This window comes from Sphingomonas faeni (genome assembly GCF_040407565.1).
Taxonomy (GTDB): domain Bacteria; phylum Pseudomonadota; class Alphaproteobacteria; order Sphingomonadales; family Sphingomonadaceae; genus Sphingomonas; species Sphingomonas faeni_F.
The window spans coordinates 72,315-98,885 of record NZ_JAPZPR010000012.1 but is presented as its reverse complement, the minus strand read 5'-3'; the positions used below and the strand labels follow the sequence as shown (position 1 = coordinate 98,885).

The window sequence follows — 26,571 nt, the reverse complement described above, 5'->3', positions numbered from 1 at the left end:
TAGCGTCGGTGTCCCACCCGATCCCATTCCGAACTCGGCCGTGAAACCCGACTGCGCCAATGGTACTATCGCTCAAGCGATGGAAGAGTAGGTCGTCGCCAGGCATTGAAGCCCGTGCAACATGCATTCACAACATATCCAAAACCCATTCACCATGTCTCCTACACCCAACGCACGCTGGCCGTGCCGTCGCGGGGTGGAGCAGCCCGGTAGCTCGTCAGGCTCATAACCTGAAGGTCACAGGTTCAAATCCTGTCCCCGCAACCAAATCATAGAACTACAACCGCCGCCCCTCGGGGCGGCGTTGTTGTTTGTAGGGTACTAAGTTACGTTCGAGTTCTTTCGCGGTCGATGCGACGACGGTTCAGCAACCTCTGCTAAAAGATCTACATTTTTACTCGCCGCGTGTATTTGAAGAGCATCACGAACAACTTCGCTGGCGCTTTCGTAATGTCCCAGAGCTACCTGACTACGAACGTAGTCACATATTGTCTTCGTCAGAGATACATGCAGGGAATGGAGTGCGGCCATACCCCAGACTTAGCTGCTTGTGCAAAGGGTGTCACCCGAAATCCGGCATTAGACCAATCGTTCTGAGAGCAGCTGTAGCTAGAATTTCACCCCATGCTGCGTCCAGGCAGATCTGCGTTACAGCTCTTTGCATCCCGCGGGAAGCACCTCCCGCCCACGTCTGGCAGCAGACTTTTAAGCCGCCTAACGTTTGAGTGGCTGTTCGGGTCGTGCGACGGCTTCAGCTAGATGATCATGCCGTCTAGGCCGTCACTGCCGTGACGTTTCGGATGTCCGATGCCTTCGTCGCTACCGCCATCAGATCTACGTCCGTCAGATCGCGGTAATCGATCCACCATTTGGCGTCGGTGATCTGGAGGCAAGCGTAACAGTCGTTGTCGCTGTTGGAATTTGTTAGCGCTGCGAGCTGCTTGGTCCTGATCGTCGACGCCCAGCTGATTTGCCGATCGGTCCCAGTCAGCGGCGGAAGAACAAGGTGTGAGACAGCGGCGCTGCTTAACGCTGCCGCAGCGGCCTCCTCAGCCCGCTTCTCCGTAATAAAGCAGTCACGACAGGTAGTCGTCTTCAACCACTTGGCCTTACGTTCCTGCTGGCTTTCAAAGCCGGTGAGATGATGAGCCTGCTCATGACCGCAGGCATGAATGATCCGCTGTTCCATGGCATGGATGATGCCCGCTCGTGGTTTGTGCGCAACGCCAATGAGTCAGGTTGAATCAGAATCGCGGCCAGTGGCTGACGACTGAACGGGACAAATATCCAGCCAACTAAGCTGGCGCAACGCCGTCAGCGTTCACCAGATCCGGGCCAACCAATGTGCCGATGAGCCGGACGCGCTTCTCTACGAGATCTACGGGGGTTCGATGCAATTCCAACTCGTAGCGGCCACCGACATCGCGGCTAAGATAGAAGGCTCCGCCATCGCGGACCAAGGTGCCTATCTCATTGATCCTTGTACCAATCGCCACCATCGCTATGTCGTCGCTCCGTTAATGATCATGCAAAATTGCGGGAGATCCTTGGGGCAGCCGATGCTCCTTGGTAGTCGCCTGATCCTGCGAATTCGTTCCCGACCGGTCTCTAAAGACTGATATTCCGCCGCGCCATTTCAACGAATGCCATATCCCCGATTGGTGAGCGGGGCTCGGCTTTAAAGATGTCGGCCAAATCGAGCAGATCCTCGTTGGAAAGGTTCGCGATCGAGGCTTCGATCTCGGCAAGCCGCCGCACGGCGTGATCGCCGCGATCGGCGACCCGCTTCATTCTTGTCTTGAGCATGCCGCCTTTTATCATAAACGTCGCGGGGGCGGCAGGGGCATTTACGGCCGGTTGGCTGAGGTCATTCGGCCAAAAATGCCCGCTATCTGCAGGCGGAAGAAGCTTCTCTAATGGAGAACCGCACCGCGTTTTGGCAGCAGATCCCAAAGCGGCAGGAGCGCGCAACTTCAAAGAATGAACGGCGCCATCACGGTGCATGCGGACCGTCCGCATTTACGGTAAAACTGGTGGAAAGCGGAACGGCCGCTTACGGGCGGCGATTGGCGTAAGCTGACGTTCGTTCAGGGGCAGGGGGCTGCTACGCCAGTTCGGGTGGAAAACGGCATGGCTGCTTGCGGACGCCGGCCGACAGTAAGCAGCCGTTCATTTAGCCAGCTGAAAGGAAGTGCGATCATCCAAATCCGGGGTTCGCGAAACATCATCGCCCCGAGCGGCAGGTTCGTTCAGTGCCGGACCTGAGCTAACTGCGGAACCACGCTATCATACTGACGTCGTCGACTGCTGGGCGGCGATCGCGTCAGCGATTATGCGCCGCCGCCTCGCGCGGTCCAGTACGACCCGGTCCTCACCTGTCTCTTCCAGCCAGCTCCGCAATCGGTGCATAGCGCCACGCACTGTCGTATCGTCGCGGCAATCCTTCAGCATCGCGAACTGAATATGCTGAACTTCATCTGCCGCGAAGATGCCAAATCCGGGTGTAACGAACGTCGCATCGGGAAACCCGAGCAAGGTCCGCGCTTGGGTCTCGGTCACCCCAGCGAGCGATGCAATAACATGAACTGGGCCAGCGACGTTCTTGCCGTAACCGGGCGTTGCTTGATGGTCCGCGAGGAACGGTCTGCCGACCTGCTCGCGCGCGGCTGCGACCGAGAAACTGGCCGGCGAGGCGTTGTAGGTGCAGTACGACTTGGCCACCTCCTAGCTTCACCTCGACCATGTTGGGCCCACGAGCCACGCCGCCGCTTTCGATCAAGGCGGCGGCCATGGTTGAGCGCATTCGTTCGGCGCGTGCTTCGAAGGATAGTCTACCCCACACCAAGGCATCGCCGGACGAGAAGCCGCCCTTTCCAGCTTCCATGACGCCGAGACCGACCAGCGACGCAACGGCATCTGCCACGGCCTTGTCGACCATCTCGAAAAGGTCCGCCTCCGTGCGCGCGGAGGGCGCGAATGGGTTGAGCTTGCCGACATAGTCCTTGAAGCGATCATTGGTCTTCGACAGCTCATCTGGGAGCGGTTGGGTTCCGACCAGCGGGATCACGCGGATCTTTGCCGGAGACGCGTTGTGCGCGGTCATCAACTCTGCATGGCAGATTCCGTTGTCGCCGTCATTTGGCGCCCAACCACCATGACCTGCGTTCAGGACGATCAGGATGTCAGCCTTGCGCACTTCGGCAAGGCAAGCGTCCCAGCTATTGATGTCGGTTCCGCGGCCGGCAGAATCTTCGTTGATCCATACGTCGAAAAGGCTCGTCCCGAGAACCGTCTGGGCTTCGATCCGATCGCGGATCTCGCGCCTGATGTCGGTGAGCGTTCGCCCACCGTCCGGAAACTGCCGGTTGCACTGGCTCGAGATCATGATCTTGATCTTGCGGACGGCTGTCGAGCGTCGCGCCATCCTAATTCTCCTACCTAGCAATTCCGATCCAGAGTCGGTGCATACTTCGATGGTAGTTGAAAGAGATGGCGTGGTCACGCGTCGGACGCAAAGACAGCTCACTATTAACCGCCTCTGCGCCAACCAACAGTCCCCCCGGCCGGTCCAAGACCTCAGTTAATCAAGCGGCCTCGATTGTGTCGCCCACGCGCGTTACTGTGCGGCGCCTGAAGCCTGCGCGGTTAAGAACAGCGTTCGTTCCACAAGTTCGAAGGGTCCGTAATCTTTCTCACGGCGCCAGATCCGCAGTCTCGCCGACCACGCGAGTTGACGGCCCGTCATCGACGCATACGCCATCAGGAGGGCTTGATCCATGATCGCCCAAGCGCCGCATCTGGTACTGCCGCCGGACAGGGGATAGTTCGGACTCCAGTGGTCGAGCCAGTATCGCGTTGTCGAAATATCGACGTCTTCCTGACGGAGCGACAGGCGGTTACGATCCGCCTGGATGAAGGTATGCCCGGGCGCGACGAAGCTGTTCGGCACGGGAATGCCGGTCGAATGCAGGTGACCGTGCCAAAGGCCGTGGGGCAGGGGCAGGAGGCTGCTGCATACCGGCAGCGCGTCACCATGAAGACCCTCGACGCGAACCTCGTCCGGCATCGTCGCGCATAGGGGTTGATCGATCGTCAAGCCGGTATGCGCCATCAGTACGGCGGTCGGCACTGCCGGATGCCGTGCGGGCGCGACGAAGTCTGCGCTGACCAAGTACGACGTCAGGGTCACGTCGCCGAACCGCTCCACGGTTCCGTCCAACGGCGCATGGAGTGAGACCAGCGCCCGGCCGTCGGCGGGCCGGTTGGCGACCATGGCCCTCAATAGTGCTTCCAGATCGTCGGGTTCCGCTGCGCAACGCTCCGGGAAGTCGCTCAACCACGCCGGACGCTCGACGGGATCGACTTCGAAGAGGCCACGGATCGAGGGTGAGACCTCGCTCACGTACGGACCTGCCTCCCGTTGCGGAAAGCCCCATTCCGAAACAGCGATGGCGAAGGTGCGCAGATAGGCGGAACGGTACAATTCGCTCTGCCGCGGCGAGAACTGACCGACGACACCGTCCCGCATCTCTCCGAAGTCGCAAAAGTAGTAGGGGAACTCGGTGTACTGCGCGCCGGTCCGATCGCACAGCTGCTGCCATTCGAAACCCCACTGACGGGTGAAAGGCAGGCCGGTCGCCTCCTCGACATTGACGAGGCTGTTCAACAGCTGAGGGGGGACGTGCTGCGTCCTGTACCGCGTGAAGTATTCCGACTCCTCGAAGCTCAGCGGCGCGGTCCCGGAGTGTGCGTGGCGCCAATCCGTTCCACCCGAGGAACCGTAGATTTCATGCAGCAGGATGTCGGCGAGGATTGAATGCTGCAGGATGTGGCTTCGCACGTCCTCGAGCTCCGGAAGGGAAGCTTTCTCCACCATCAAGAGGACGGTCAGCACCGCGCAGACATCGGATTCGAGTTCCGCAGATCGCAGCGCCGCGAGCAAGGCGTCAGTCGAGGTGGCGCGGGTCGCGGGGTTCTCGATGAGGTCCCGGACGACGCGGGCCGCTCGCCATCGCACCAGCGGGACCGGCCAGAGCAGGCGGTTGAGCGTCAGCTCAAGGCTCAGTGCCCGGTTCATCGGCAGCGCTACTGCAGCCATGCTACCGTTCCGACCGGTTGATCCTGGGTCTCGTCGACGAACCCCTGGACCAATGCATTGGCCACTTCCGCCGCCTTATGGGTCTGCCCGACGAGGACCAGGAAGAGTACGAGATATTCGGATCCCATCGCGAACCACAGTCCGGAATGTCGCCACGAATGCCGCTGCACGCTGGTATCGCGGACATAGTCCTGCCAACGGTCGGCATAATGGAGGGCGGCGGTCCTCAAACGCTTCTCGACGGTGGCCGAACTCGAAAGGGTGTCGGTCCAGCCGTTGCGTTGGACGTGGGCGCGTACGAGCCAGGCATAGGCCCGTGCCGGGCCCTCGGCGGCCAAGCTCACGGCGAAGGCGTGATCCAGCAACTCCTCGATCGACCATGTACCGTCGCGCTCGTCGAAATAGGTTTCGATCGAATTCAACGCTTCGATGGCCCGTCCACGCGAGGTCCAGTGATCGAGCCAACGGCGCATCAGGATCGGCGTCTCGGTATAGCTCACGTCGGCACCGGCGACGTCGTCGACGAACGCGCCGAACCGTCCGGGCGCATAGCGTTTCGGATTCACGACCCGGGTCGCCTTGCGGTTCATCCAGTCGTCGTCGGACGTGTAACGGTCCGTCTTCTCGACCGCCTCCCCGCCAAGATAGCGCAACTGATCCGAATGCAGGGCTGCCACCAACGGATCGTCGCTGCCGCGCTTACCGAATTTCCTGAGCATTTTCGGATCGAGCAGCGTCCGGGCCAACCCGCTTGCTTCCGGGGAATCGAAGTCGATAAGCCTGATGGAAGCCGCCAAGCACTCGTCGGAGTACCGCCATTCGTTCCGGTGCATGTGGTAGCCGTGCATCGCACCAAGCCTTTCCGGCGACGTCGCGGCGACCGCATCGATCAGTTGCGACCGTACGTGGTCGGTCTCGTCGCCATCCGTGAATTCGGTCACCTGCTCGATGATCGGCGCGACGGCCCGGATCCAATCTGCACTTCGACCCGCATCGGTGGGATGCACCGTGACGATCGCCTCGAGCATCTGGATCGCACTCAGATCCTTGTGATGGCCGTAACCGAGAACGCAGTCCGCCGCTCGTCCCATCCACAGTTTGGCGTCGGGAACGCGGTAGAGATGCGCCAAGGCGGCGAGTTGGGTCCAGGACTCACCACGCTCGGCGAAATCGCTGACCTCAGCGGAGAACCTCCCCGCGAGTTCGGGCAGGAAGCGAGTCGCCGCTTCGACGCTGAGATGAGGCACGGCGTCCGCGGCATTGCCGGCGAGCCAGATCTCATCGACCCAATGCATCGATCCACGGGCGATCTCGAAAGAACGAAGGGGTATGCGCCAATCGCCGTCCTCTTCGCTCCCTAGTAGGTGCAGGTCGATGGCCAGCCGTGCGATCGCGTTACGGAAGGCGACATACTGGAAGTAGTCCTGCTCGCGTTCGTTGCTGAACGCCACCGGCGCGAGGTCGGCGAGTTCGATGAACAACGTTTCGAAGCGGGGTCGAACGTCGCCGGTCACGATCCCGTCGGCGGCACCGTCCAGGATTTCGAGGGCGTTTCGCGCCCAGCCGAGATCGCTGCGATCCAGACCGTGGTATCCGGCGGTCGGATCGCCCGTGCGTCGCACGACGACGGCCGACCAGAAGTAGTCGCGGAAGAACTTCTCGAGGCCGGGGCTCTTCTGACCGCGGTATCGACGTTTGACGATGTCGCCTGGCGGGGGCGGCAGGTCGAGCCGCGGCCTTGCAGTCGGGTCCCGCAAGACCGTCCGCGCCGCGAGCAGAGGTGACAGAAGGACGAAGCGTCCGAGCAGTTGAACTGGATCACCGCCCTGCCGCCACGCGGCGCGGAGCATCTCCTCCTGGCAGCGGCGGCGGGTCTCGGCGTGGGCTCTTCCCGACAAGCTCCGACGCAACGCCTTCAAAGTGTCGATGTCGCCCGCGTCGCCAAGTCCGCGAACCAACCGATCGAACAGGGATTGCGGGTCGCGATGGCGGGCGAGCAGGCGCAGCAGCCGCGGCAGGCCGATCACACCGTCGCATGCCGCGCAACGGACGAGCGCATCGAGTGTCCGATCGAAGTCCTGTCCGGGCTTGTGGCGCAGCGCGATCCAGGCCGCCACCCGTCGCCACAGTTCCTCGACCGCAGCTCCGGCGACCTCGGAACGCCTATCCGCGGGAGCATGCAGCACGAGCTGCGTCCATTCGTCGTCTTCGACCTCCACGGGCGAATCGATCAGGTTGGCGATCTGCTGGTGATTGGAATGCGCCGCCAATCCGGTCGCGCGGAACTGCGCGAAGTTGCGCGACTGGAACTGCCGTGCGTTGGTCACGCGATGGCGGATGCCGCGCAACCGCACGGCGTCTGCCAGATCGCCCCGGTCGAACGCGATGCGCTCGGCGGCGGCCACCACCTTGTCGATCTGGACCTCCGACCAGCCTTCGGCCAGCGACTTGACCGCCCAGTCGCGCGTGCAGCCGGCGAGCAGGTCGCTCGGATCACCCGCCTCGGCCTTCGCGAGCCATAGCCACCCCCAGCGCCAGTAGCGAGGCGCCTGCCCATCCAGCCAGGCGACGATCCTGGGAAGCAGACCCGAGTACGTCTCCTCGTGTTCCGGAAGCTCACTGATCCAGGCGAAGAGACTGCCGTGGAATGGCGACAGACCCGACGCACGCGGTTCGAGAAGGAAGGCGACATCATGCTGGGCGCCGAAGCAGGCGCGGACCCCCGTGCTCGGCCAATGGAAATCCGCCCCCGCCAAGCCATGCAGCAGTTCGCGGGCTTCGACCCTGAGCGAAGTCCAGAGCCTGCGGTAGTACGCTCGAATGTCTCCGTCCGGACATGCAGGGAGAGCCAATATGGAATCGGAAGTAATCGGTCGATCCCCGAGCCGGAGACTTTCCGTGGAGTAGATGAGGTGAAGCGGATGGCCGGCGCTGATCCTGAACAGCGCGTTCGCTATCCCGCTGACCCCCTCTCCACGGTCGTTCGACGCATATTCCAGGCGGAAAGGCCGATCGGCATCCTGCCGGGCGACCCAGTGATGGACTGAGGCCTCGTCCATCCTGGGAATCTCGATCCAGTCCGCCGGCTCGGCCGACGCGAGCAGCCGCTTGGGTAGCTGGGTGTAGGGCACCCTTTGCGTGCCTACGACGAGCACCACGCCGTCCGGGAGCGGAAGGAGGGCGCCGAAGAGCTGATTCAGCTGATCGATCCGTTCGGTATCCCGCCAGACGTGGTCGAGCCCGTCGACGATCAGGTACAGCTTCTGACCTTCCCGAGCGAGCGTTGCCGCCGCCATCGCCAGCGTCCTGCAGAGCGCATTGGGATCGTCCTGTGAGTCCGGAACGAGATCGTCGCGCTGGCCCTCCAGCTGGTGCAGCAAGGAATTGGCGATCTCGAAATACGACGTCCGGTTTCCGGCCTGATCGTTCGGCAGGAAGTAATGGTGGCGCAGCACCACGTGCCGCAGCTGTTGAAGCGAACGTGTGAGGTGGCTGAGATAGGTACTCTTGCCTCGTCCCGGGCTTCCCCAGACGATGGTCAGCGGCGTCTGGCCGCTTTCGGTCCGCCTGCGCAGGGCGCGATCGAACGCTTCGCTCGGCGGCGCATATCCGTCCGGGATGGAGAAGTCCTGCCGGATCGGCTGCGGACGCTTGCGCGTGATCAGCTGTACGAGATGTTCGCGCAGGATCCTGCCGTCGGGGGAGGGACTGCCGCGGAACGTCGCCCAGTGGCGGACCTGGTCGCGCAGCCGCAACCAGCCGGTCTCGTCGGTATCGCTTGGAACCAACCGGTCGCGCAGCGACCTCTCGAACCGGACCAGATCGGGCAGGGCTCCGATGAACCTGAACGCCTCGAAGAACGCCCTGGTGTCGTCGCGACCTCCGCATTCGGCCTCGATCGTCGCCAGCATGTCGGCTTCCAGCCGATCTAGGCGGATATGAGCTCCATCCATGCAGGCAGCGAAGGCGGCGGATGGTCGTCGGTTGGTCCGAAGCGCGGCGCTGGCCACCGGTCCGTAGGAGCGTGCCCTACTGAACGCTCGAGCCCACTTCGCCAACATCGAACTACCGCGCTTCTTCTTCTGCAGCAGCCACACCCAATCCAGTGGATGGGTATCCGCGTCGACCGTAAACTTAACCTGCACGTATTCGACACCGCCGTCCCGCCGCAAGGCGATCACGTCGTCCAACGACTGAACGGCTTGATCCTCGGCTTCGAGCTCAACCCATGCAAAGAGCTTCGGATCCTGGAAATGCCGTATCAACACCTCCAGACCGGCCAAGTCTTGATAATCGAATCCCGCCCGAATTGTCGCGGCGCTCTTGATTGTCCCTTTGCTCGCCACCTGCCGAGCATAGCTAATCATACTGTCGAGTGTAGTAAATTCGAGGCGTCGCTCAGTCGAGCGGCGTTGTGAAACATAGCGCCTCGTTCGTGCCCGGGCTCCTAGCAATCGGGAGCACGACACAACGGCTTTTAACCTCGCCTTTGAATTTGCCCCCACGGGGGCGAGTTGCTGCAACTATGCGTACCGTCATGAGGGTGAATGGACGCCCGAAAGCGGAAACCTAAATGACTCGCCGGAATGGCGGTTCTGGGTCCTCGCGGCGCCGAGGCCATCGGCGGGTGTCGACCAAGGCCGGTCGCTCAGATCAGCCACCGCAAACGTCAGCTCCTGACAGAAGCTACCGATGGGATGCCCCGTGTCGCGCAACATTCAGGGTGAGAACGAGGCCTTGCCAGCGACAATGAAAATCGGCACTGAATGACCCGCGGCGACAATTACATTCTCACGATGATTGACGCAAAATCCTCATCCTGTTTGTCGCGCTACAAACTCCACCGGTCGTTGAAAAAAAACTGCTCACCATGAACAAGCAACAGCTCGCATCCAAGATCTGGGAATCCGCAAACCAGATGCGCTCGAAGATCGAGGCCAACGAATATAAGGACTACATCCTTGGCCTCATCTTCTACAAGTACCTCTCCGATAAGCTGGTGGGCTTTGCCTCTGCCGAGGGCTTTACAGACGAAGACCTCCGTGCGGTGACTGAAGACGACGCGGAAGCTGTTGATCACTTCAGGTCGAATCTGGGCTACTTCATCGCACATAAGCACCTGTTCTCAACTTGGATCAACCAAACGGGAGATTTTGGTGTCGCTGACGTACGTGAAGCCTTGTCGGCCTTCAGTCGCCTGATCCACCCGAACCACAAGCGCCTGTTCGATGGCATCTTCAAGACGCTGGAAACCGGCCTGAGTAAGCTGGGCGAAACTGCGGCGAAGCAGACCACGGCGATTAGCAACCTGCTCCAGCTGATCAAAGACATCCCCATGTATGGCAAGCAGGGCTACGACGTACTCGGCTTCATCTACGAGTACCTTATTGGGATGTTTGCAGCCAATGCAGGGAAGAAGGCGGGCGAGTTCTACACCCCGCACGAGGTGTCTGTGCTGATGTCTGAGGTTATCGCGCACCACCTGAAGAATCGCGAAACCATCCAGATCTACGACTCCACCAGCGGCTCGGGCTCACTGCTGCTGAACATCGGGCAGGCCATCGCCAAGCAAATGGGCGACAAAGACAGCATCAAGTACTACGCCCAAGAGCTGAAGGAGAATACGTACAACCTCACGCGCATGAATTTGATCATGCGCGGCATCCTCCCGGGCAATATCGTCACCCGCAACGCCGACACACTGGAAGATGACTGGCCGTACTTCGACGAGCAAGACCCGGTGAACAGCTACAACCCCTTGTACCTGGACGCGGTGGTGTCGAACCCGCCCTACTCACAGAAGTGGGACCCGCAGTACAAAGACGCTGACCCGCGCTACGCCCGTTTCGGCATGGCCCCCAAGTCCAAGGCAGACTACGCTTTCCTGCTGCACGACCTGTACCACCTGAAGCCCAACGGCATCATGGCAATCGTCCTGCCTCACGGCGTGCTGTTCCGGGGTGGGGAGGAAGGCGTCATCCGCAAGCAGCTGATCGAGAACAACCACCTCGATACGATCATCGGCTTACCGTCCAATATTTTCTTCGGTACCGGTATCCCAACCGTCATCCTCTTAATGAGGCAAAAGCGCGAGCGCAGCGATGTGCTGTTTGTGGATGCCTCCAAGGACTTCGCCAGAGCGGGCAAGAATAATAAGCTGCGCGCTTGTGACATCAAGAAGATCACGGATGTGGTGATTGCCCGTTTCACCGTGCCTGGCTTTAGCCGTCTGGTGCCCAAGACCGAGCTGCAAGGCGAGGCCAACGACTACAACCTCAACATACCTCGGTACGTGGACTCGTCTGAGCAGTCCGAGAGTTGGGACCTTTATGCCTCAATGTTCGGCGGTATTCCGTTGAGCGAGCTGGACGCGTGGGCGGATTTCTGGACGGCCTTCCCCAATCTGCGTACCACCTTGTTCACTTTGGATGGCACGCCGTACGCCAAGCCGAAGGCGGATGAGTTGGCTGCAGCCGTGAACCAGCACCCTGAAGTGACAAAGTTCAACGAGGACTTCAAGCGTGCGTTCGATGGCTTCAAGTCCTGGCTGCACAGCGAGCTGATCGGCAAGATGCTCTCGCTGCAGGTTCCTCGCCAAGAAGCGTTGATCTGCGACCAACTGTTCGAGCGCTTGGCCAAGGTCGGAACGGTGCCCCTCATCGACAAGTACCAAGCCTATCAGGTCCTCGACGACCATTGGCAGCCCATCGCCGTGGATCTGGAAATCCTGCAGACCGAAGGCTTTGATGCCACACGCGTGGTGGACCCGAACTTCGTCGTCAGGAAAAAAGACGGGAAGGACGTGGAGGTGCAGGACGGCTGGAAAGGCCGCATCCTGCCCTTTGACCTGGTGCAGTTGGCCCACCACAAGAAGGAGCTGGAGGCCCTTCATAAGAAGGAGGCCGAACTGGCCGAGGTAGTTGCTCAGCTGGAGGAACTGCTGGAATGCTTCAACGAAGAAGACAAGGCCAAAGACACCTTCAACGAAACGGGCGACAAGTTCGTTGCGGCAACCGTGGCCAAGGAAGCCAAAGAGCTCGAGGCCGATGCGAACGTCACCGCTGCGTTCGACCCCGAATCCTATGAGGCCAAGATCATCCAAGCAGCCAAAGAGTTGGCCAAGGAAAAGTCACTGAAGGCGGCCATCAAGAAGGACGCCGCTGCACTTCACCTGAAGACCAAGGCCACCATTGAGACGCTCAGCGGCAAACAGGTTATCGCCCTGCTCGAAAGCAAGTGGCTCACACCGCTGGTGGACGAGCTGCATCGCTTGCCTGGCCTGGTGATGTCCAGCCTCGCTGCCAAGCTGCAAGCCTTGGTTGAGAAGTACCGAATCACCTACGCCGACAACGCTCGTGACATCCAACAAGCCGAGGATGCCCTGGTGGACATGCTGGGCGCGCTGCATGGCGGCGAGTTCGACCTCAAGGGCATTACGGAACTGAAGACCCTGTTGGCGGGGACCTGACATGGCAGACCAGATCACTGGCAAGGTGCCGCGCATCCGGTTCAAGGCGTACAGCGAGCCGTGGGCGGATGAAAAGATTGGCGACGTCCTCGCCGAGAAGCGTCGTCCTATCGTGCTGGAGGACGAGCAGCGCTACGAGCTCATCACGGTCAAACGGCGCAACGAAGGTGTCGTTTCTCGTGGCCACCTTCTAGGGCGCGAAATCCTGGTAAAGAACTACGCCCAGCTCAAGCCGGGTGACTTCGTCATTTCCAAGCGACAGGTGGTGCACGGGGCGACCGGCATCGTGCCCCCTGCCTTGGATGGCGCCATCGTGTCGAATGAATATCTGACCGCCATCGACAGCGAGACGCTCCTGACGGAGTTTCTCACCATCGTGGCGAGCTTGCCCGCGATGCGTAGGAAGTTCTTTCTAAGCTCGTACGGCGTGGACATTGAAAAGCTGTTTTTCGATGCTAACGATTGGAAGAAGCGTGTCGTCACCATCCCCCATGTCACGGAACAGAGTCGTATTAGAGCCTTCTTCCGTGAATTAGATCTATTCATAGCTCTGCATCAGCGCAAACATGACAAGCTAATGGCGCTAAAGAAGGCGATGCTTCAGAAAATGTTCCCCAAACCTGATGAAGGTGCTCCAGGCATCCGGTTCAAAGGCTTCCAAGGAAGCTGGGCGGAAGAGAGCGTCGAAAAAGCTATGGAGAGCATCGCAAACAATAGCCTTTCGAGGGCCAATCTAAACTACCGCTCTGGCTTGGCCAAGAACGTTCACTACGGGGACATCCTCACCAAATTCGGTGAGGTCTTGGATGCGCGAACTGATAACATACCACTGGTCTCCAGCGACGCAATTGTGGAGAAACTTAGCTCGTCCCGTCTCAGGGATGGCGACATAGTGATGGCGGATGCGGCCGAGGATGAGGCCGTCGGCAAGTGTACCGAGCTTCGCAACATAGGCAATCAGATAGTCGTTGCAGGCCTTCACACGATTGCATTTAGACCAAAAAGCTCGTTCGCCCCCTTCTTTCTCGGCTACTACCTGAACTCGGATGCCTTCCATACACAGCTGTTGCCCATCATGCAGGGCACAAAGGTGCTCTCAATATCAAAGAAGGCAATCAAACGGCTACGCGTCCGGTTCCCGACCCACGAAGCCGAGCAACGAAGGATCGGTGCGTTTTTCTATAACTTGGACCTGCTGATCAGGCGACACGCGCGTCAGATCCAGAAATTCCGGCAAATCAAGTCATCATTCTTGGAACCGATGATTTTGTCTGAGCTTTGAGTACATCACCTATGACTAGCTTTGCCAATGAGTCTGAATTCGAAGCCGCTCTCATCCACGAATTGCGCCAGCGCGGCTGGGGAGAGCTGCAGGTCATCAAGTGCCCCAGCGAGGCCGACCTGCTGGCGAACTGGAAGCAGATCCTCTTCGAGAACAACCGAGGTAAGGACCGACTGAACGAGGTGCCGCTGACCGACAGCGAGATGCAGCAGGTGATGGAGCAGATCGTGGCCTTGCGTACACCGCTGAAGCTGAACGGCTTCATCAACGGCAAGACGGTGGCCATCACGCGGGACAACCCGGCTGACCCGCTGCACTTTGGCAAGGAGGTGAGCCTGAAGGTCTACGACCGGCATGAGATCGCCGCCGGGCAGAGCCGGTACCAGATCGCCCAGCAGCCGCGCTACGCCCGTGCCTCTGAGCTTCAGCATGACCGGCGGGGAGACCTGCTGTTGCTGATCAACGGCATGCCGGTGATTCACATCGAGCTGAAGAAGAGCGGTGTGCCGGTCAGCCAAGCCTACAACCAGATCCAGAAGTACGCACGCGAAGGCGTGTTCACCGGTCTCTTCTCGCTGGTTCAGATCTTTGTGGCTATGGAGCCTGGCGAGGCGCTGTACTTCGCCAACCCCGGGCCGGACGGCAAGTTCAACAAGGACTACGCCTTCCACTGGGCCGACTTCAACAACGAGCCCATCAACGATTGGAAAGGCTTCACCTCCAGTCTACTGTCCATTCCCATGGCGCACCAGTTGATCGGTTTCTACACCGTGGCTGACGAGGCCGACGGCGTGCTCAAGGTGATGCGCAGCTACCAGTACTATGCCGCGCACGCCATTTCAGACAAGGTGGCCAAGACCGACTGGAAGAACCCCAGCCGCCTGGGTGGCTACATCTGGCACACCACAGGTTCGGGCAAGACGATGACGAGCTTCAAGTCGGCCCAGCTCATCGCCAACTCCAAAGACGCCGACAAGGTAGTGTTCGTGCTGGACCGGGTGGAACTGGGCACGCAGACGCTGAAGGCCTACCGGGACTTTGCCGGCGACAGCAACCAGGTGCAGGCTACCGAGAACACCGGGGTGCTGGTTAAGACGTTGAAGAGCACCGCACCCGCAGACACCCTGATCGTCACATCTATCCAGAAGATGAGCCGGATCACGAACGACGCCGATGGCTTGAAGACGCACGATCTGGAGACCATGCGCGGCAAGCGCATCGTGTTTATCGTGGACGAGTGCCACCGCTCCACCTTTGGCGACATGCTGGCCGACATCAAGGCGAGCTTCCCGGGCGCTGTGTTTTTCGGCTTCAGCGGCACGCCCATCCACAAGGAGAACGTTCGCAAGGACAACACAACGACGGATGTCTTCGGGGATGAGCTGCACCGCTACAGCATTGCCGACGGCATCCGCGACAAAAACGTGCTGGGCTTCGACCCCTACCAAGTTCTGACCTACCGTGACCGTGACCTGCGGCAGGCGGTGGCGTTGGAAAGAGCCAAGGCAGCGACCGTGGCCGCGGCATTGGCGGACGCGGCGAAGAAAAAGGTCTTCAACCGGTACATGAACGACGTGCCGATGGCTGGCTACCGCGACGCGGCTGGCGAGTACCAGCGCGGCATTGAAGACTACCTGCCGAACGCCCAGTACGAGCGCGACGAGCACCGCCAATCTGTGCTGAAGGACATCGCCGACAACTGGGAGGTGCTGAGCCAGGCCGGGAAGTTCCACGCCATCTTTGCCACCAGCAGCATCACCGAAGCGATCATCTACTACCGCCTCATGAAGGCGCAGTGCCCGACGCTGAAGATCACCGCGCTGTTCGACCCACACATCAGCGATGACGACACCGGCGGTACCGATCCAGCCTTTAAGTCAGAAGGTCTGGAAGAGATCATCAAGGACTACAACACCACCTATGGCCACAGGTTCGACATGGGAACCCACGCGAACTTCAAGAAGGACCTGGCAGCAAGACTGGCCCACAAGGCGCCCTACATCCGGGTTGAGGCCGAACCGGAGATGCGGCTCGATCTGCTGATCGTGGTGCACCAGATGCTCACTGGCTTCGACTCGAAGTGGGTCAACACGCTGTACTGCGACAAACTGCTGCAATACGAGAACATAATTCAGGCGTTCTCGCGCACCAATCGGTTGTTCGGGCCCGACAAGCCGTTTGGCACGATCCGCTACTACCGCAAGCCACACGTGATGAAGCGCAACGTGGAAGCGGCGGTGAAACTGTATTCCGGTGACAAGCCCATCGGCCTCTTTGCCGACCAGCTGCCCCGGAACCTGGAGCGCTTGAACGACTGCTTCATCGAAATCAGCGCCATCTTTAGCGCGGCGGGCGTCACTGACTTCGCCAAGCTACCCGACGACTTGGCTGCGCGGGCAGCTTTCGCCAAACAGTTCAACCGGTTCAGCGCGATCTTTGAAGCAGCCAAGATTCAGGGTTTCATCTGGGACAAGGCAGTCTACGAATTCGACGCCGAGCCCAAGCAAACGATAGCGGTGGCGATCACTCAGCAGCAATACCTGACGCTGCTGCAGCGCTACAAGGAACTGGGGGCTGGCGGTGGCGGTGCCGGAGAGAGCATTCCGTTCGACATCGACAGCCACATCACCGAGATCGACACCGGCAAGATCGACGCCGACTACATGAACTCGCGCTTTGCCAAGTACCTCAAGGAATTGCAAAGCGGAGACGGTTCGTCCAAGGAGGCGACCTTAGCCGAGTTACATAAGTCGTTCACGTCGCTCTCACAGGAGGACCAGAAGTTCGCCAGGATTTTCTTGCGCGACGTCCAACGCGGTGATGTGCAAGTCGACCCCAATCGAACCTTTCGAGACTACCTGACAGAATACAATATAGCAGCAATCGATAAAAAAGTGGCGACTATCGCCTTAGCTTTGGGGTTGGATGCTGCGAAGCTGATCGCTTTAATGAGCACTCATCTCACGGAGTCTAATCTCAATGAGTATGGTCAGTTTGATGATCTTAGGGAAACAGTAGATCAGGATAAAGCAAAGGCTTACTTCGATGGTCTTGAAGGTAGTTCACTCCCAATGTTCATGGTTAATATCAAGACTGCTAATTTTTTGAGCAACTTTCTCCTGCGGGATGGTATCTAAGGAAGTTGGGCCGTGTTCGATTTGCCTTCGAAACCTTCCTCCAGTTTAGGGCTGGCCCGGCCCGAACGGTTTGCTTGTTACAACCAAACCCCATAGCAGGCCGTTCTCGCGGCCCGCCCTGCTCGTTTAATTACCGTGATGGCCGAACAGGCGAATGTCGGCTCTTCGAAGAAATCGACATCTGGAAGCCGGTTGGGAACGACAGCTTAATCCCAATCCTTGCCCTCCGATGCCGACTTTAGTGGCTGATTGATCGCCCGACTGGTAGATTAACGAGCGTCTGAAGTTGGGAATGCTGGGAAGGGCATTGAATGGCGACTTATGGGTCAATGATTGAGTCAGACCTCCGTCCGCTCTGACAGTTCCAAAGCGTCTTCGACATCAACGCCAAGGTAGCGGACCGTGCTCTCAATCTTCGCATGACCGAGCAGGATCTGCACCGCGCGTAGATTTCCTGTCGCCTTATAGATGATTGATGCCTTAGTGCGTCGAAGCGAGTGAGTGCCGTAATCCTCAGCTTGGAGGCCGATACCAACGATCCACTCGCGAACAAGGCAAGCATACTGCCTCGTGCTCATGTGATCCATATAATCGTTGCGACTTGGGAAGACGAAGTCGTTCAAAGTGCCGCCACGACGCTCAAGCCACGCTAGCAACGTTTTGCGTGCCGGTTCGACGATTTCGAACTGCACGGGGCGTTTGGTCTTTTGCTGCACTACAACCGCGCGATCCCGGATCCGGCCGCCAGCGACTATGTCGCCGATCCGCACCTTGACGACGTCGCAGCCGCGCAGCTTGCTATCGATCGCAAAGTCGAAAAGAGCTCGGTCCCGGAGACGTCGGTGCTGGTCAAGCCAAAATCGAATGGCCCAAACTTGCTGTGGTTTGAGGGCGCGCTTCGCGCCTCGCACGCGACCCTCATTCCAGGGGCGGAGTTCACGAAATGCTGGATCTAACGATGAGTGCCCCATCGCATATCTCCACAGTATCGAGTTAGCGCCGCAACCTACATCGAAGAAGGTAAAGGAGCCGTTCCCATCTATGGTTGGCGGCGATGCCGGTGAATGAACGGTAGAGATTGGGAAATCTGTGTCAGCAGGTGGATGTCTGTAATTGGGTCAAAACGAAGCTTCGATGCTAACGTATCGGCGACAAGGTTCTCAACCGCTTTGAAAAGCTCATTCTACTCTAGACTGAAGATAGCGATAGACTAAAGTTGGCGGTGAAGCAGACAAGTTAAGATCGAGGGCCAATTAAGGCGCAGTGGTTGAAAGACATTCATGAGATGGTGAAGCTGGGACGAAGGATTGCGTCTAAAGTCAATGATATCAGAACTAGCGTCACTCCCGCATCTTGCGTTGTCGATAGCGTTCGCTCGTTGCCGCTCACAAAACAGAATGATTCTGCCCCAAGGAGACCACGAATCCTCTCAACCGCGTTCGACGATCATCGCTATACCCTGCCCCCCGCCTATGCACATTGTCACGAGAGCGTAGCGGCCGCCGTTGCGGGCAAGTTCGTAGAGAGCCTTCACCGTCAGGATAGCCCCCGTCGCACCGACCGGATGGCCGAGCGATATACCCGATCCGTTCGGATTCACCTTGTCGGGGTCGAACCCAAGCGTTCGCGATACCGCACAGGCCTGTGCGGCAAAGGCTTCGTTGGATTCGATCACGTCGATCTGGTGAAGCGTCAGACCAGCGCGTTCGAGTGCAATTGGTACCGCCCGAATAGGCCCCAACCCCATGTGGCTGGGCGCAACGCCGGCATGACCCCAACCAAGAATCTTGCCGAGCGGCGTCAGGCCGCGCGCCTCCACCGCAGATGCCGACGCTAAAATCACGGCTGCGGCACCGTCGTTGATCCCCGACGCGTTGCCTGCCGTCACTGTGCCGGCCTTCTGAAAGGCAGGGCGTAAACTCGCCATCGAGTCGGCATTCGCGTCGCCGCGGACGTGTTCGTCGACCGCGAATTCGCGTGTGCCGCGACCTTGTTTGACGGTGATCGGCAGGATCTGGTCGTCGAACCGTCCTTCGGATTGCGCTTGCGCCGCCCGCCGGTGGCTCTCGACCGCGGTGGCATCCTGATCGACCCGCGAGACGTCGTGATCGCGCGCGATGTTTTCCGCAGTGATGCCCATGTGATAGCCGTCGATCGGATCGCTCAGGACCGCGATCATCGCATCAACCATCTGCACGTCGCCCATCTTCTGGCCGAACCGAACCGCGGGCACGTGGTGAGGCGACCGGCTCATTACCTCTGCACCGCCGGCTGCCGCGATCTCGACCTCGTCGAGTGCGATCATCTGCGCGGCCGAGATGATCGCTTGCAGGCCCGATCCGCATAGCCGGTTGAGTGTCAGGGCAGGGGCGCGGTCGGGAACCCCAGCCTTGAGTGCCGCGACCCGCGCCAGATACGCGTCCTGCGGTATCGTCTGGATCACCTGACCCATCACGACATGCTCGATATCGTTGGGCGTCAACCCGGCTCGCCGCACTGCTTCGGCGAGGACGCTCGCGCCCAAGTCCGCGGGCGCGTGATCCTTCAGGCTGCCCCCGAAATCACCGATCGCGGTCCGTACGCCCGACACGATATACACTGGCTTCACGCTCGACTCTCCGACGTTGTTCAATATTTGAAGCTTGCCTGCAGCAGGACTTCCCGGCCGCGCGCCACGACTCCGCGCTGCTCGCCCTGCGTAAGTGGAATGCTAGTGCCGCCGGTGCGATCACCCGCAAACAGCAGATAGTACTTGTTCGTCAGATTGCGACCAATCAGCGACATCTGCCACCGGCCGTCGGTCGGCCCGATGCGGGCGCTCGCGTTGAACCGCCAGAAGTCGTTCTGCTTGGAGGCGGGCGCAAAGGAGTCGCTCGCGAAGTATGCGGAGTTATAGAAGGTATCGCCGGTCACCCCGACTTCGAAATCATTGCTGGCCGGGATGGTCAGCTCGAAGCCCGCATTGCCGGTCAGGTCGGGCGAACGCGCGGGGGCTCGGCCGTCGAGCACCTGTTGCAGGATCGGCGTCCCTGCCGCGGTCAAAGTCCGCGTACCCGTCGCGTTGGTCACAAACGAACATCCGGACGGTGCAGCGGCGGTAAGCGCAACGGCCGCTGGAATCGTGTAGCCGTAGCACTGGCCGGTGTAATCGCGGAACCGGTTGTGTACGTATGCAACCGCGGCATGCAGTCGCAGCATCCGTGTGGCGTCGAAATTGGCCTCAAGCTCGCCACCACGCTGGCGTACCTGTCCGGCGTTGCTGATCTGGAATCGTATCGTGCTAGCGTCGTATTGCGTGACCTGCAGATTGCTAAAGTTGTATGCGAAGGCTGATGCAGTCAGTCGCAGCCGCCGGTCAAACAGCTCACCCTTGGCGCCCGCCTCAAAGCCTTTCACCGTTTCCGAATCGAAATCGATGTCGGCGAGCGTCGTGTTGGTCTGGATCGGGCTGGTGATCCCGAACCCGCCCGATTTGAAACCGGTCTTGTAGGCGATGTACAGCGTCGAATTGGCCACCGGATGGTAGGACAACGTCGCCTCGGGCGAAATGTTGTCATCCTTGAAGGTCCCCGCGAGGATACCGGGAGTCTGGTCGGTCGAACTTGCGAACACGGTTGCGGCAGTATTAAACCGGCCCAGCGCCGAGTTTATGCCATAAAGGTTCTGGTTCCGCGTCTTCTTCTTCTCCGACGTGTAACGTGCGCCAGCGGCAAGTTCGAGCTTAGGCACAATCAGCCAAGTTGCCTGGCCGAACACCGAATAGGTGCGGCCGGTAAGGTACGCGTCCTTCTCGTACGTCTCGATCCTATCGTTGAACGGATTGTAGCTTATGTCGGCGCGAAAATTGGTGTCGTTGTACAGTTCGTCGCGAGTGTCGCCGTAATACGCGCCGACGAGGAAGTTGACCGGCCCGTCAAGCTTGGTCAGCAGGCGGAATTCCTGGCTAAAGCTAGCGTAGCTGGTGTCTTCGTACGTGGTCAGCGCGTTGTCGACGGTGTGCGTCAGGCCCGATACGCTGCGATACCGGTTGTAGATGCGGCCGGTCAGCGACGACAGGTTGAAGTCGTCGGTATCGTATTTAAGCACCAGCGACGCCGTGTACGCCTTATTCAGCCCGCGCGAGCGGTTGTCACCATCTAGCGCGGGAATGCGGTTGGCGATCGCGGGGACGATGTTGCTGAAGCTGGTCTGGTTGTCGGCGCGGCAATCGCCGAACGGATCGGCGACCCCGAACGACCGTGGCCGGTCGCCCGTGCACGGACCGATATTCTGTGAGAACGAGCCGCCGCCCTGATCATGCGCGATCAGCCCGAACAGTTTTGCGCTTGCCGAAAATGCACTGGTCGGATTGTACTCGAGCGTCACGCGACCCATCGTCTCGTCGTCCCCGACCCTGCGACCCGGTGCGCCGGGTAGCGTTCCGGTCGACGCGGGCAGTGCGGCCGGAAAGAACGGGTTCGGCGCGACTTGCGCGTTGTTGTAGAGCCAGCCCTTCGCATCACGGTGCTTGATCGCCACGCGGCCGCCAAGTGTCTCGGTGATCGGGCCGGAGACATGCGCTTCGCCCGAGACTTCGTCGGCGACGAATTCATAACCGACGCGTCCGCCGACCTCGAAGCGATCGGTCGGTCCTGCGGTGGTGATCGAGATGACGCCGGCCGGGCTGTTCTTACCGAAGAACAGCGCCTGCGGGCCCTTCAGCACTTCGACCTGCTGGATGTCAAAGAATCCGAGTGTCGCAACGCGCCCGGAGGACGACTGGATGCCGTCGATCGCAACCGAGACGGGCTGTTCATACCCAACCTGCGTCGGCGGCGAGCTGATCCCGCGGATCGCGATCGAACCGCCACCGATCGTGCGATAATTGCTGACGATCACGGTTGGGGTTAGTTCGCCGATCTTGGTAAGGTCGGTGGCGTTGTATTTGTTGATTTCTGCGGCCGACAGCACGGACACGGCGACGGGCACGTCGAGCAACCCTTCCTTCCGGAGACGCGCGGTGACAACGATGTCTGCGTCGCTGGCGACCGGGGCGGCATCCGTGGCCTGCTCAAGCGGCGTGGGGTTGCCTGACGGGACGGCGACTGAAGCGGCGGGGGGGACCGGCGTGCCCTGGGCGGGTGCGAACTGCGCGAGCGCGGTCCCCGCTATCAATGCTGAAGAACAGACGGCGGCAAGCGCGCCGATCCGGACCGAACGATATGAACGCACCTTCATGCCATCCTCCTCCTGTGTCGCGGTATGATTATCCGGCCGACCTCCAGTTTTAGATGGTCTGCCGAAGCCGCTGTGGTGGTCGGTGAGGGAACCTCCCCCCCGACATGTCGAAAGCTAGGCGCGCCTTCCGTCGACTGTCAACAGAAACGTTGACAATAACTTGGGTGATCGGTTGGAGGCGTAATTACGCAACATCAAACAGGTCGTGCTGACAAACAGAAGCGCGCGTTACACTTTTTCAGCGGCTCGTTCTGCCTTCCGACGAGTAGGGGAAAGAGCAGTTAATCCACGCAGGCGTTGACGATATATGCAACCCAAGCGGCTCAGGAATCGAGTATCGCCACTGCGCGTGTCCATCCGCCCGATGCCGCACGAATCTTTACGGGGAAGCAGGCGATCGTGAACCCGGTTGCCGGCAGGCTCTCCAAGTTGTGCAATTTCTCGATATGGCAGTAGCCGATGTCGCGCCCGGCCTTGTGACCCTCCCAAATCAGTCCTGCGTCACCGCTCTTCGCATATTCAGCTGCGGTATGGACGAACGGCGCGTCCCAACTCCAGCCGTCGGTGCCGGTCACGCGCACGCCGCGCTCCGTGAGGTACAGCGTCGCGTCGCGTCCCATGCCACAGCCCGAAGCGACATAATCGTCGTATCCGAACCGGTTGCCCGCGCTGGTGTTGACGACGACGATCTCCAGCGGGGACAGCGTATGTCCGATCCGCGCCAGTTCCGCCTCGACGTCCTCAGCGGTCGCAACGTAGCCGTCGGAGAAATGCCGAAAGTCGAGTTTGACGCCGGGCTGGAAGCACCAATCGAGCGGTACCTCGTCGATCGTGATCGCGCGCTTGCCGCCATCTCCAATCTTGGCATCCATGGTGGACGCATAGTGATACGGCGCATCGAGGTGCGTTCCATTGTGCGTGGTGAGCGCAACGCGTTCGATTGCCCAGGCCTCGCCGTCGGGAAGGTCGTCTGCTGCCAAACCCGGAAAAAAGCCGAGCAACCCCGGGACCGACGCCTTGTGATCGATGTATTCTATACTCGGGCCGTAGCCGGGCGGATCGGAGATCACGTCGTTTTCGAGGAACACCGATAGGTCGATGATCGTGCGTGCCATGCTCAGAACTCCACCCGGTCGCCACCCTTGAGGTCGAGCATCGCGCGCGCCTCGCTCGGCGTGGCAGGTTCATGCCCCATCTCGTGCAGAATGCGGACGATCTTCGCTACCTGCTGCGCGTTCGAGACCGCCAGTTCGCCGCGTTCAATGAAGAGGCTGTCCTCCAGCCCGACGCGGACATGCCCACCCATCAGCGCGGCCTGGGTCAGGAACGGCATCTGGTGCCTGCCCGCCGCCAGCACCGACCATTGATACGAGTCGCGCCCAAACAGCCGGTCCGCAGTCGCCTTCATGAACATCAGATTTTCGAGATCGGGACCTATCCCGCCCAGAATGCCGAAGATCATCTGGATGAAGAACGGCGGCTCGACGATCCCCGCAGCGACGAAATGCGCGAGGTTGTAGAGGTGGCCGACGTCGTAGCATTCATGCTCGAACTTAGTGCCGCCCTCGCGCATCGTCGTAATGATCCGGTCGATGTCGCGGAAGGTGTTGCGGAAGATATAGTCGTCGGAGTTGAGGACATAGTCCTTTTCCCACGCGTGCTTCCAGTCGGTGATTCGCCGCCCCGCGCCGTGGAACGCGAAGTTGATGCTGCCCATGTTGAGCGAGCACATCTCCGGCTTGAAGCGCGTCGCCGCCGCCAGCCGATCGTCGAGCGGCATCGTCGCCGAGCCACCCGTGGTCAGGTTGACGACCGCATCGGTACGCTGGCGGATCACCGGCAGGAATTGCGCGTAGACGTCCGGATCGCCGGTCGGCTGTCCCGTCTCGGGCACGCGCGCATGAAGATGCAGGATCGCAGCGCCCGCCTCTGCGGCAGCTATCGCCTGGTTGGCGATTGCCTCGGGCGTGATCGGCAGCGCGTCCGACATGCTCGGCGTATGCGCGCCGCCTGTCACCGCGCACGTGATGATGATCTTGGCCATGTTACCCTTTCCGCTCGCGTTGCAGGGCGAGCAGATGACGATGGAGCCCGAGCCGGTCGCCGGATACCTGCGCGCGTGAAACCGTGCCGTCGGCCACGTCGATAATCGCCGCCAATCTGAGGATGACCGTTTCTCCGACCAATGCCCGGTCGATGTCGACGAACCCGCCCGCATAGCGTCCGTGGCTTTCGACATGCGCGGCCGCGCGGGGGCCGGCGGTGAACATGTGGGAGATCGTCAGCGTATCGATCTCGACCAACGCGGCAAAGTCCGGTCCGTCGACTAGCACGGGCTCGACTGCGGCAGCCCTTATCATTCCAGGCAACCAATCGCGCACAATCGCCTCGGTTGCGGGATCGGGCGGCAGTACCGGCTGATCCCACGGCGCGAGAGCAGGGGCGGCAACCGCGTCGGGCAGGCCGCTCTTCAACTGACGCTTGCGGGCGAAGTAATCCTCCTCCGCCCAGCCATGCGACAACCGCTCGCCAGCTAGACGGAATACCGTGATCCCGCGCCATGATGCGACGCGACCGTCGTCGCGCACCGATGCGCCGTGCTCGGTAAAGCGCATCGCCACACCGTCGACGCCGAGGATCGTGTCGTGGACCGTTACCGTCAGTCCCGGAAACTGATCGAGTTGTGCCGCGGTTGCGGGAAGATACTGGTCGTCGCGCCCGTCGAACACGTGTCCACCGATCGACAGCTTATAGGCCGGGTCCATCACCCATTCGACAGCTTGCGGATCGTGCGAGGTCAAAAAATCGACTGCGAACCCGCGTAGTGCGCGTGCCTGGGGGGACAACGTCATGCCACAATTTCCGACCGCGCGCGGTCGAGCGTGCGCAGATCCTTTTTCAGTATTTTCCCGGACGCGTTCTGCGGCAGTGCACCGACGAAGCGAACCGAGGTCGGGCATTTGTAATGCGCCAGATGCTCGCGCGTGTAGGCGATCATCGCCGCCTCGTCCGGGTCTGCACCGATCCGCGGCACCACGTACGCCCTCGGGGTCTCGCCCCATTTTGCGTGCGGCACGCCGATCACAGCGACCTGGCCGACATCCGGGTGCGCGCCGAGGACGTTCTCTATCTCGGTCGGATAAACGTTCTCTCCACCTGACACGATCATGTCCTTGTAGCGATCGTGGATGAAGACGAACCCTTCGCCGTCGCAATAGGCGGCATCGCCGGTCCTGAGCCAGCCATCGGGCGTGACCGCCGCAGCCGTCTCGGCGGGTTTCCGCCAATAGCCGATCATCACCATCCCCGACCGGATCCGGACCTCGCCGACTTCGCCGGGTGCGACGCGCACCTCGGTGTCCGGATCAACCAGTTGCAACTCGACCCACGGCAAGGGCCGGCCGCACGATCGCAACCGCTCGGGCGTCGGTCCATCGGGATCATGCTCGTGCGGCGGCAGGCTTATGACGGTCCCGGCGGTCTCGGTCGCGCCATAGGCATGGCTGAACTCGCAGCCGAACAGCGCGATCGCGCGGCGCAGCAACGGTTCGCCGATCGGGGCCGCACCGTAGAGAATGCGTTGCAGTCCCTGCGGCGCGATGCCGCCTGTGTCGACATGGTCGACCAGCCTTTGCACCACGGTCGGGACGAAGAACGTGTGCGTCACCCCGTGCCGGTCGATCGTCGCCGCCACACTGGCCGGGTCGAGCTTTTCGAGCAGCACGGTATGCCCGCCCTGACTGAGCGCCATCATGCCGTAGCCGATCCCGCCGATATGGAAGAGCGGCATCGCCACGAGATTGACGCTGTCAGCGGTGAACGCCCATACCTCGCGTGCCATCCGCTCGACATAAGACAGGTTGGTCTGGCTGATCAGTACGCCTTTCGGCACCCCCGTGGTCCCCGACGTATAGAGGAGCAGGGTAGCCGCATCGGGATTGACCGTAATCTTCGGTGGCACATCGGAGGCTGCGTCGCGCAACGCATCGAACGCCGTCAGATCGATCGTCTCGACCGCTACGCCGGTAAGGCGATCGGCCAGTACATCCTGCACCAGCACAAGCTGTGGTTCGCCATCCGCAATGATCGCCGCGATCTCGCCCGCCGCCAGTCGCCAGTTCAGCGGCATCATGATCGCGCCGATCTTCGCGCATGCGTAGGCAAGCTCGTAGAACACGCACGCCGCATGCGACAGCAGCGCCACCCGGTCCCCCGCACCCACGCCGCGCTCGCGCAGCACGTTGGCCAGCTGCGTACTGCGTCGATCGATATCCGCGAACGTCAGCAGCTCGTCGTCAAACGCGAGGCACTTCGCGTCCGGTGTCTCGGCCGCGAAATGCTGCATCAGCGTCAGCAGGGTCGGTTGCAT

17 protein-coding genes, 1 tRNA gene and 1 rRNA gene are annotated in these 26,571 nt (G+C 60.5%); 5 read left to right on the top strand and 14 right to left on the bottom strand.

The window, feature by feature from the left end; genetic code table 11:
- Positions 1–104: ribosomal RNA gene (gene rrf, locus O6Y00_RS20025) — 5S ribosomal RNA — on the top strand; the annotation flags it as partial.
- Between the two features lie 86 nt (positions 105–190).
- A tRNA-Met gene (locus O6Y00_RS20020) sits at positions 191–267 on the top strand.
- A 54-nt stretch (positions 268–321) separates the two neighbouring features.
- Here O6Y00_RS20020 and O6Y00_RS20015 read toward each other — a convergent pair.
- The 7 genes from O6Y00_RS20015 to O6Y00_RS19985 all read right to left on the bottom strand — a co-directional run bounded on the left by O6Y00_RS20015 (position 322) and on the right by O6Y00_RS19985 (position 9,621).
- Positions 322–531 carry a ribbon-helix-helix domain-containing protein gene (locus O6Y00_RS20015; protein ID WP_156359569.1) on the bottom strand — a complete coding sequence of 70 codons (210 nt, stop codon included), beginning with the start codon at positions 529–531 and terminating at the stop codon, positions 322–324.
- A gap of 241 nt (positions 532–772) precedes the next feature.
- Complete coding sequence (locus O6Y00_RS20010; RefSeq protein WP_353444294.1) at positions 773–1,189, bottom strand: hypothetical protein; 417 nt, start codon at positions 1,187–1,189, stop codon at positions 773–775.
- 106 nt (positions 1,190–1,295) lie between these two features.
- The gene (locus tag O6Y00_RS20005; protein ID WP_353444293.1) at positions 1,296–1,499 is read right to left on the bottom strand and encodes a DUF5818 domain-containing protein; all 204 of its coding nucleotides are present in this window, start codon (positions 1,497–1,499) and stop codon (positions 1,296–1,298) included.
- 109 nt (positions 1,500–1,608) lie between these two features.
- On the bottom strand, positions 1,609–2,004 hold the full coding sequence (locus O6Y00_RS20000) for a hypothetical protein (RefSeq protein WP_353444292.1): 396 nt from the start codon (positions 2,002–2,004) through the stop codon (positions 1,609–1,611).
- Between the two features lie 469 nt (positions 2,005–2,473).
- Positions 2,474–3,424, bottom strand: coding sequence for a hypothetical protein (locus O6Y00_RS19995; RefSeq protein ID WP_353444291.1), 951 nt, complete (start codon positions 3,422–3,424; stop codon positions 2,474–2,476).
- 192 nt (positions 3,425–3,616) lie between these two features.
- On the bottom strand, positions 3,617–5,098 hold the full coding sequence (locus tag O6Y00_RS19990; protein ID WP_353444290.1) for a hypothetical protein: 1,482 nt from the start codon (positions 5,096–5,098) through the stop codon (positions 3,617–3,619).
- Positions 5,086–9,621, bottom strand: a complete 4,536-nt coding sequence (locus O6Y00_RS19985) for an AAA family ATPase (protein ID WP_353444289.1) — start codon at positions 9,619–9,621, stop codon at positions 5,086–5,088. Before O6Y00_RS19985 ends, O6Y00_RS19990 begins: the two co-directional genes overlap by 13 nt.
- A gap of 347 nt (positions 9,622–9,968) precedes the next feature.
- On the opposite strand from O6Y00_RS19985, the gene O6Y00_RS19980 reads away from it, so the two are divergent.
- The 3 genes from O6Y00_RS19980 to O6Y00_RS19970 are packed head-to-tail and all read left to right on the top strand — an operon-like array spanning position 9,969 to position 16,985.
- Entirely contained in the window at positions 9,969–12,566 is a 2,598-nt protein-coding gene (locus tag O6Y00_RS19980) for a type I restriction-modification system subunit M (RefSeq protein WP_353444288.1), read from the top strand.
- Between the two features lies 1 nt (position 12,567).
- Complete coding sequence (locus tag O6Y00_RS19975; protein ID WP_353444287.1) at positions 12,568–13,848, top strand: hypothetical protein; 1,281 nt, start codon at positions 12,568–12,570, stop codon at positions 13,846–13,848.
- 11 nt (positions 13,849–13,859) lie between these two features.
- A complete protein-coding gene (locus O6Y00_RS19970) occupies positions 13,860–16,985 on the top strand; it encodes a type I restriction endonuclease subunit R (RefSeq protein WP_353444286.1) in 3,126 nt (1,041 codons plus the stop codon).
- A 338-nt stretch (positions 16,986–17,323) separates the two neighbouring features.
- Here O6Y00_RS19970 and O6Y00_RS19965 read toward each other — a convergent pair whose 3' ends face one another.
- The 7 genes from O6Y00_RS19965 to O6Y00_RS19935 form a co-directional block, all read right to left on the bottom strand.
- Positions 17,324–17,956, bottom strand: a complete 633-nt coding sequence (locus tag O6Y00_RS19965; protein ID WP_353444285.1) for a tyrosine-type recombinase/integrase — start codon at positions 17,954–17,956, stop codon at positions 17,324–17,326.
- 458 nt (positions 17,957–18,414) lie between these two features.
- Complete coding sequence (bktB, locus tag O6Y00_RS19960; protein ID WP_353444284.1) at positions 18,415–19,593, bottom strand: beta-ketothiolase BktB; 1,179 nt, start codon at positions 19,591–19,593, stop codon at positions 18,415–18,417.
- A 20-nt stretch (positions 19,594–19,613) separates the two neighbouring features.
- The gene (locus O6Y00_RS19955; RefSeq protein ID WP_353444283.1) at positions 19,614–22,202 is read right to left on the bottom strand and encodes a TonB-dependent receptor domain-containing protein; all 2,589 of its coding nucleotides are present in this window, start codon (positions 22,200–22,202) and stop codon (positions 19,614–19,616) included.
- 323 nt (positions 22,203–22,525) lie between these two features.
- Complete coding sequence (locus tag O6Y00_RS19950; protein ID WP_353444282.1) at positions 22,526–23,317, bottom strand: cyclase family protein; 792 nt, start codon at positions 23,315–23,317, stop codon at positions 22,526–22,528.
- A 2-nt stretch (positions 23,318–23,319) separates the two neighbouring features.
- On the bottom strand, positions 23,320–24,246 hold the full coding sequence (locus O6Y00_RS19945; RefSeq protein WP_353444281.1) for a 3-keto-5-aminohexanoate cleavage protein: 927 nt from the start codon (positions 24,244–24,246) through the stop codon (positions 23,320–23,322).
- Between the two features lies 1 nt (position 24,247).
- Positions 24,248–25,054: an ester cyclase gene (locus O6Y00_RS19940; protein ID WP_353444280.1), complete on the bottom strand. Its 807-nt coding sequence runs from the start codon at positions 25,052–25,054 to the stop codon at positions 24,248–24,250.
- Positions 25,051–26,571 carry an AMP-binding protein gene (locus O6Y00_RS19935; protein WP_056413773.1) on the bottom strand — a complete coding sequence of 507 codons (1,521 nt, stop codon included), beginning with the start codon at positions 26,569–26,571 and terminating at the stop codon, positions 25,051–25,053. The genes O6Y00_RS19940 and O6Y00_RS19935 overlap by 4 nt, the downstream gene beginning before the upstream one ends.

What these genes read in the sequence shown, in the direction of transcription:
- O6Y00_RS20015 (WP_156359569.1), bottom strand. Translation starts at nt 531, where the DNA reads ATGGCCGCACTCCATTCCCTGCATGTATCTCTGACGAAGACAATATGT.
- O6Y00_RS20010 (WP_353444294.1), bottom strand. Translation starts at nt 1,189, where the DNA reads ATGGAACAGCGGATCATTCATGCCTGCGGTCATGAGCAGGCTCATCAT.
- O6Y00_RS20005 (WP_353444293.1), bottom strand. Translation starts at nt 1,499, where the DNA reads ATGGTGGCGATTGGTACAAGGATCAATGAGATAGGCACCTTGGTCCGC.
- O6Y00_RS20000 (WP_353444292.1), bottom strand. Translation starts at nt 2,004, where the DNA reads ATGCACCGTGATGGCGCCGTTCATTCTTTGAAGTTGCGCGCTCCTGCC.
- O6Y00_RS19995 (WP_353444291.1), bottom strand. Translation starts at nt 3,424, where the DNA reads ATGGCGCGACGCTCGACAGCCGTCCGCAAGATCAAGATCATGATCTCG.
- O6Y00_RS19990 (WP_353444290.1), bottom strand. Translation starts at nt 5,098, where the DNA reads ATGGCTGCAGTAGCGCTGCCGATGAACCGGGCACTGAGCCTTGAGCTG.
- O6Y00_RS19980 (WP_353444288.1), top strand. Translation starts at nt 9,969, where the DNA reads ATGAACAAGCAACAGCTCGCATCCAAGATCTGGGAATCCGCAAACCAG.
- O6Y00_RS19975 (WP_353444287.1), top strand. Translation starts at nt 12,568, where the DNA reads ATGGCAGACCAGATCACTGGCAAGGTGCCGCGCATCCGGTTCAAGGCG.
- O6Y00_RS19970 (WP_353444286.1), top strand. Translation starts at nt 13,860, where the DNA reads ATGACTAGCTTTGCCAATGAGTCTGAATTCGAAGCCGCTCTCATCCAC.
- O6Y00_RS19965 (WP_353444285.1), bottom strand. Translation starts at nt 17,956, where the DNA reads ATGGGGCACTCATCGTTAGATCCAGCATTTCGTGAACTCCGCCCCTGG.
- O6Y00_RS19955 (WP_353444283.1), bottom strand. Translation starts at nt 22,202, where the DNA reads ATGAAGGTGCGTTCATATCGTTCGGTCCGGATCGGCGCGCTTGCCGCC.
- O6Y00_RS19950 (WP_353444282.1), bottom strand. Translation starts at nt 23,317, where the DNA reads ATGGCACGCACGATCATCGACCTATCGGTGTTCCTCGAAAACGACGTG.
- O6Y00_RS19945 (WP_353444281.1), bottom strand. Translation starts at nt 24,246, where the DNA reads ATGGCCAAGATCATCATCACGTGCGCGGTGACAGGCGGCGCGCATACG.
- O6Y00_RS19940 (WP_353444280.1), bottom strand. Translation starts at nt 25,054, where the DNA reads ATGACGTTGTCCCCCCAGGCACGCGCACTACGCGGGTTCGCAGTCGAT.
- O6Y00_RS19935 (WP_056413773.1), bottom strand. Translation starts at nt 26,571, where the DNA reads ATGCAACCGACCCTGCTGACGCTGATGCAGCATTTCGCGGCCGAGACA.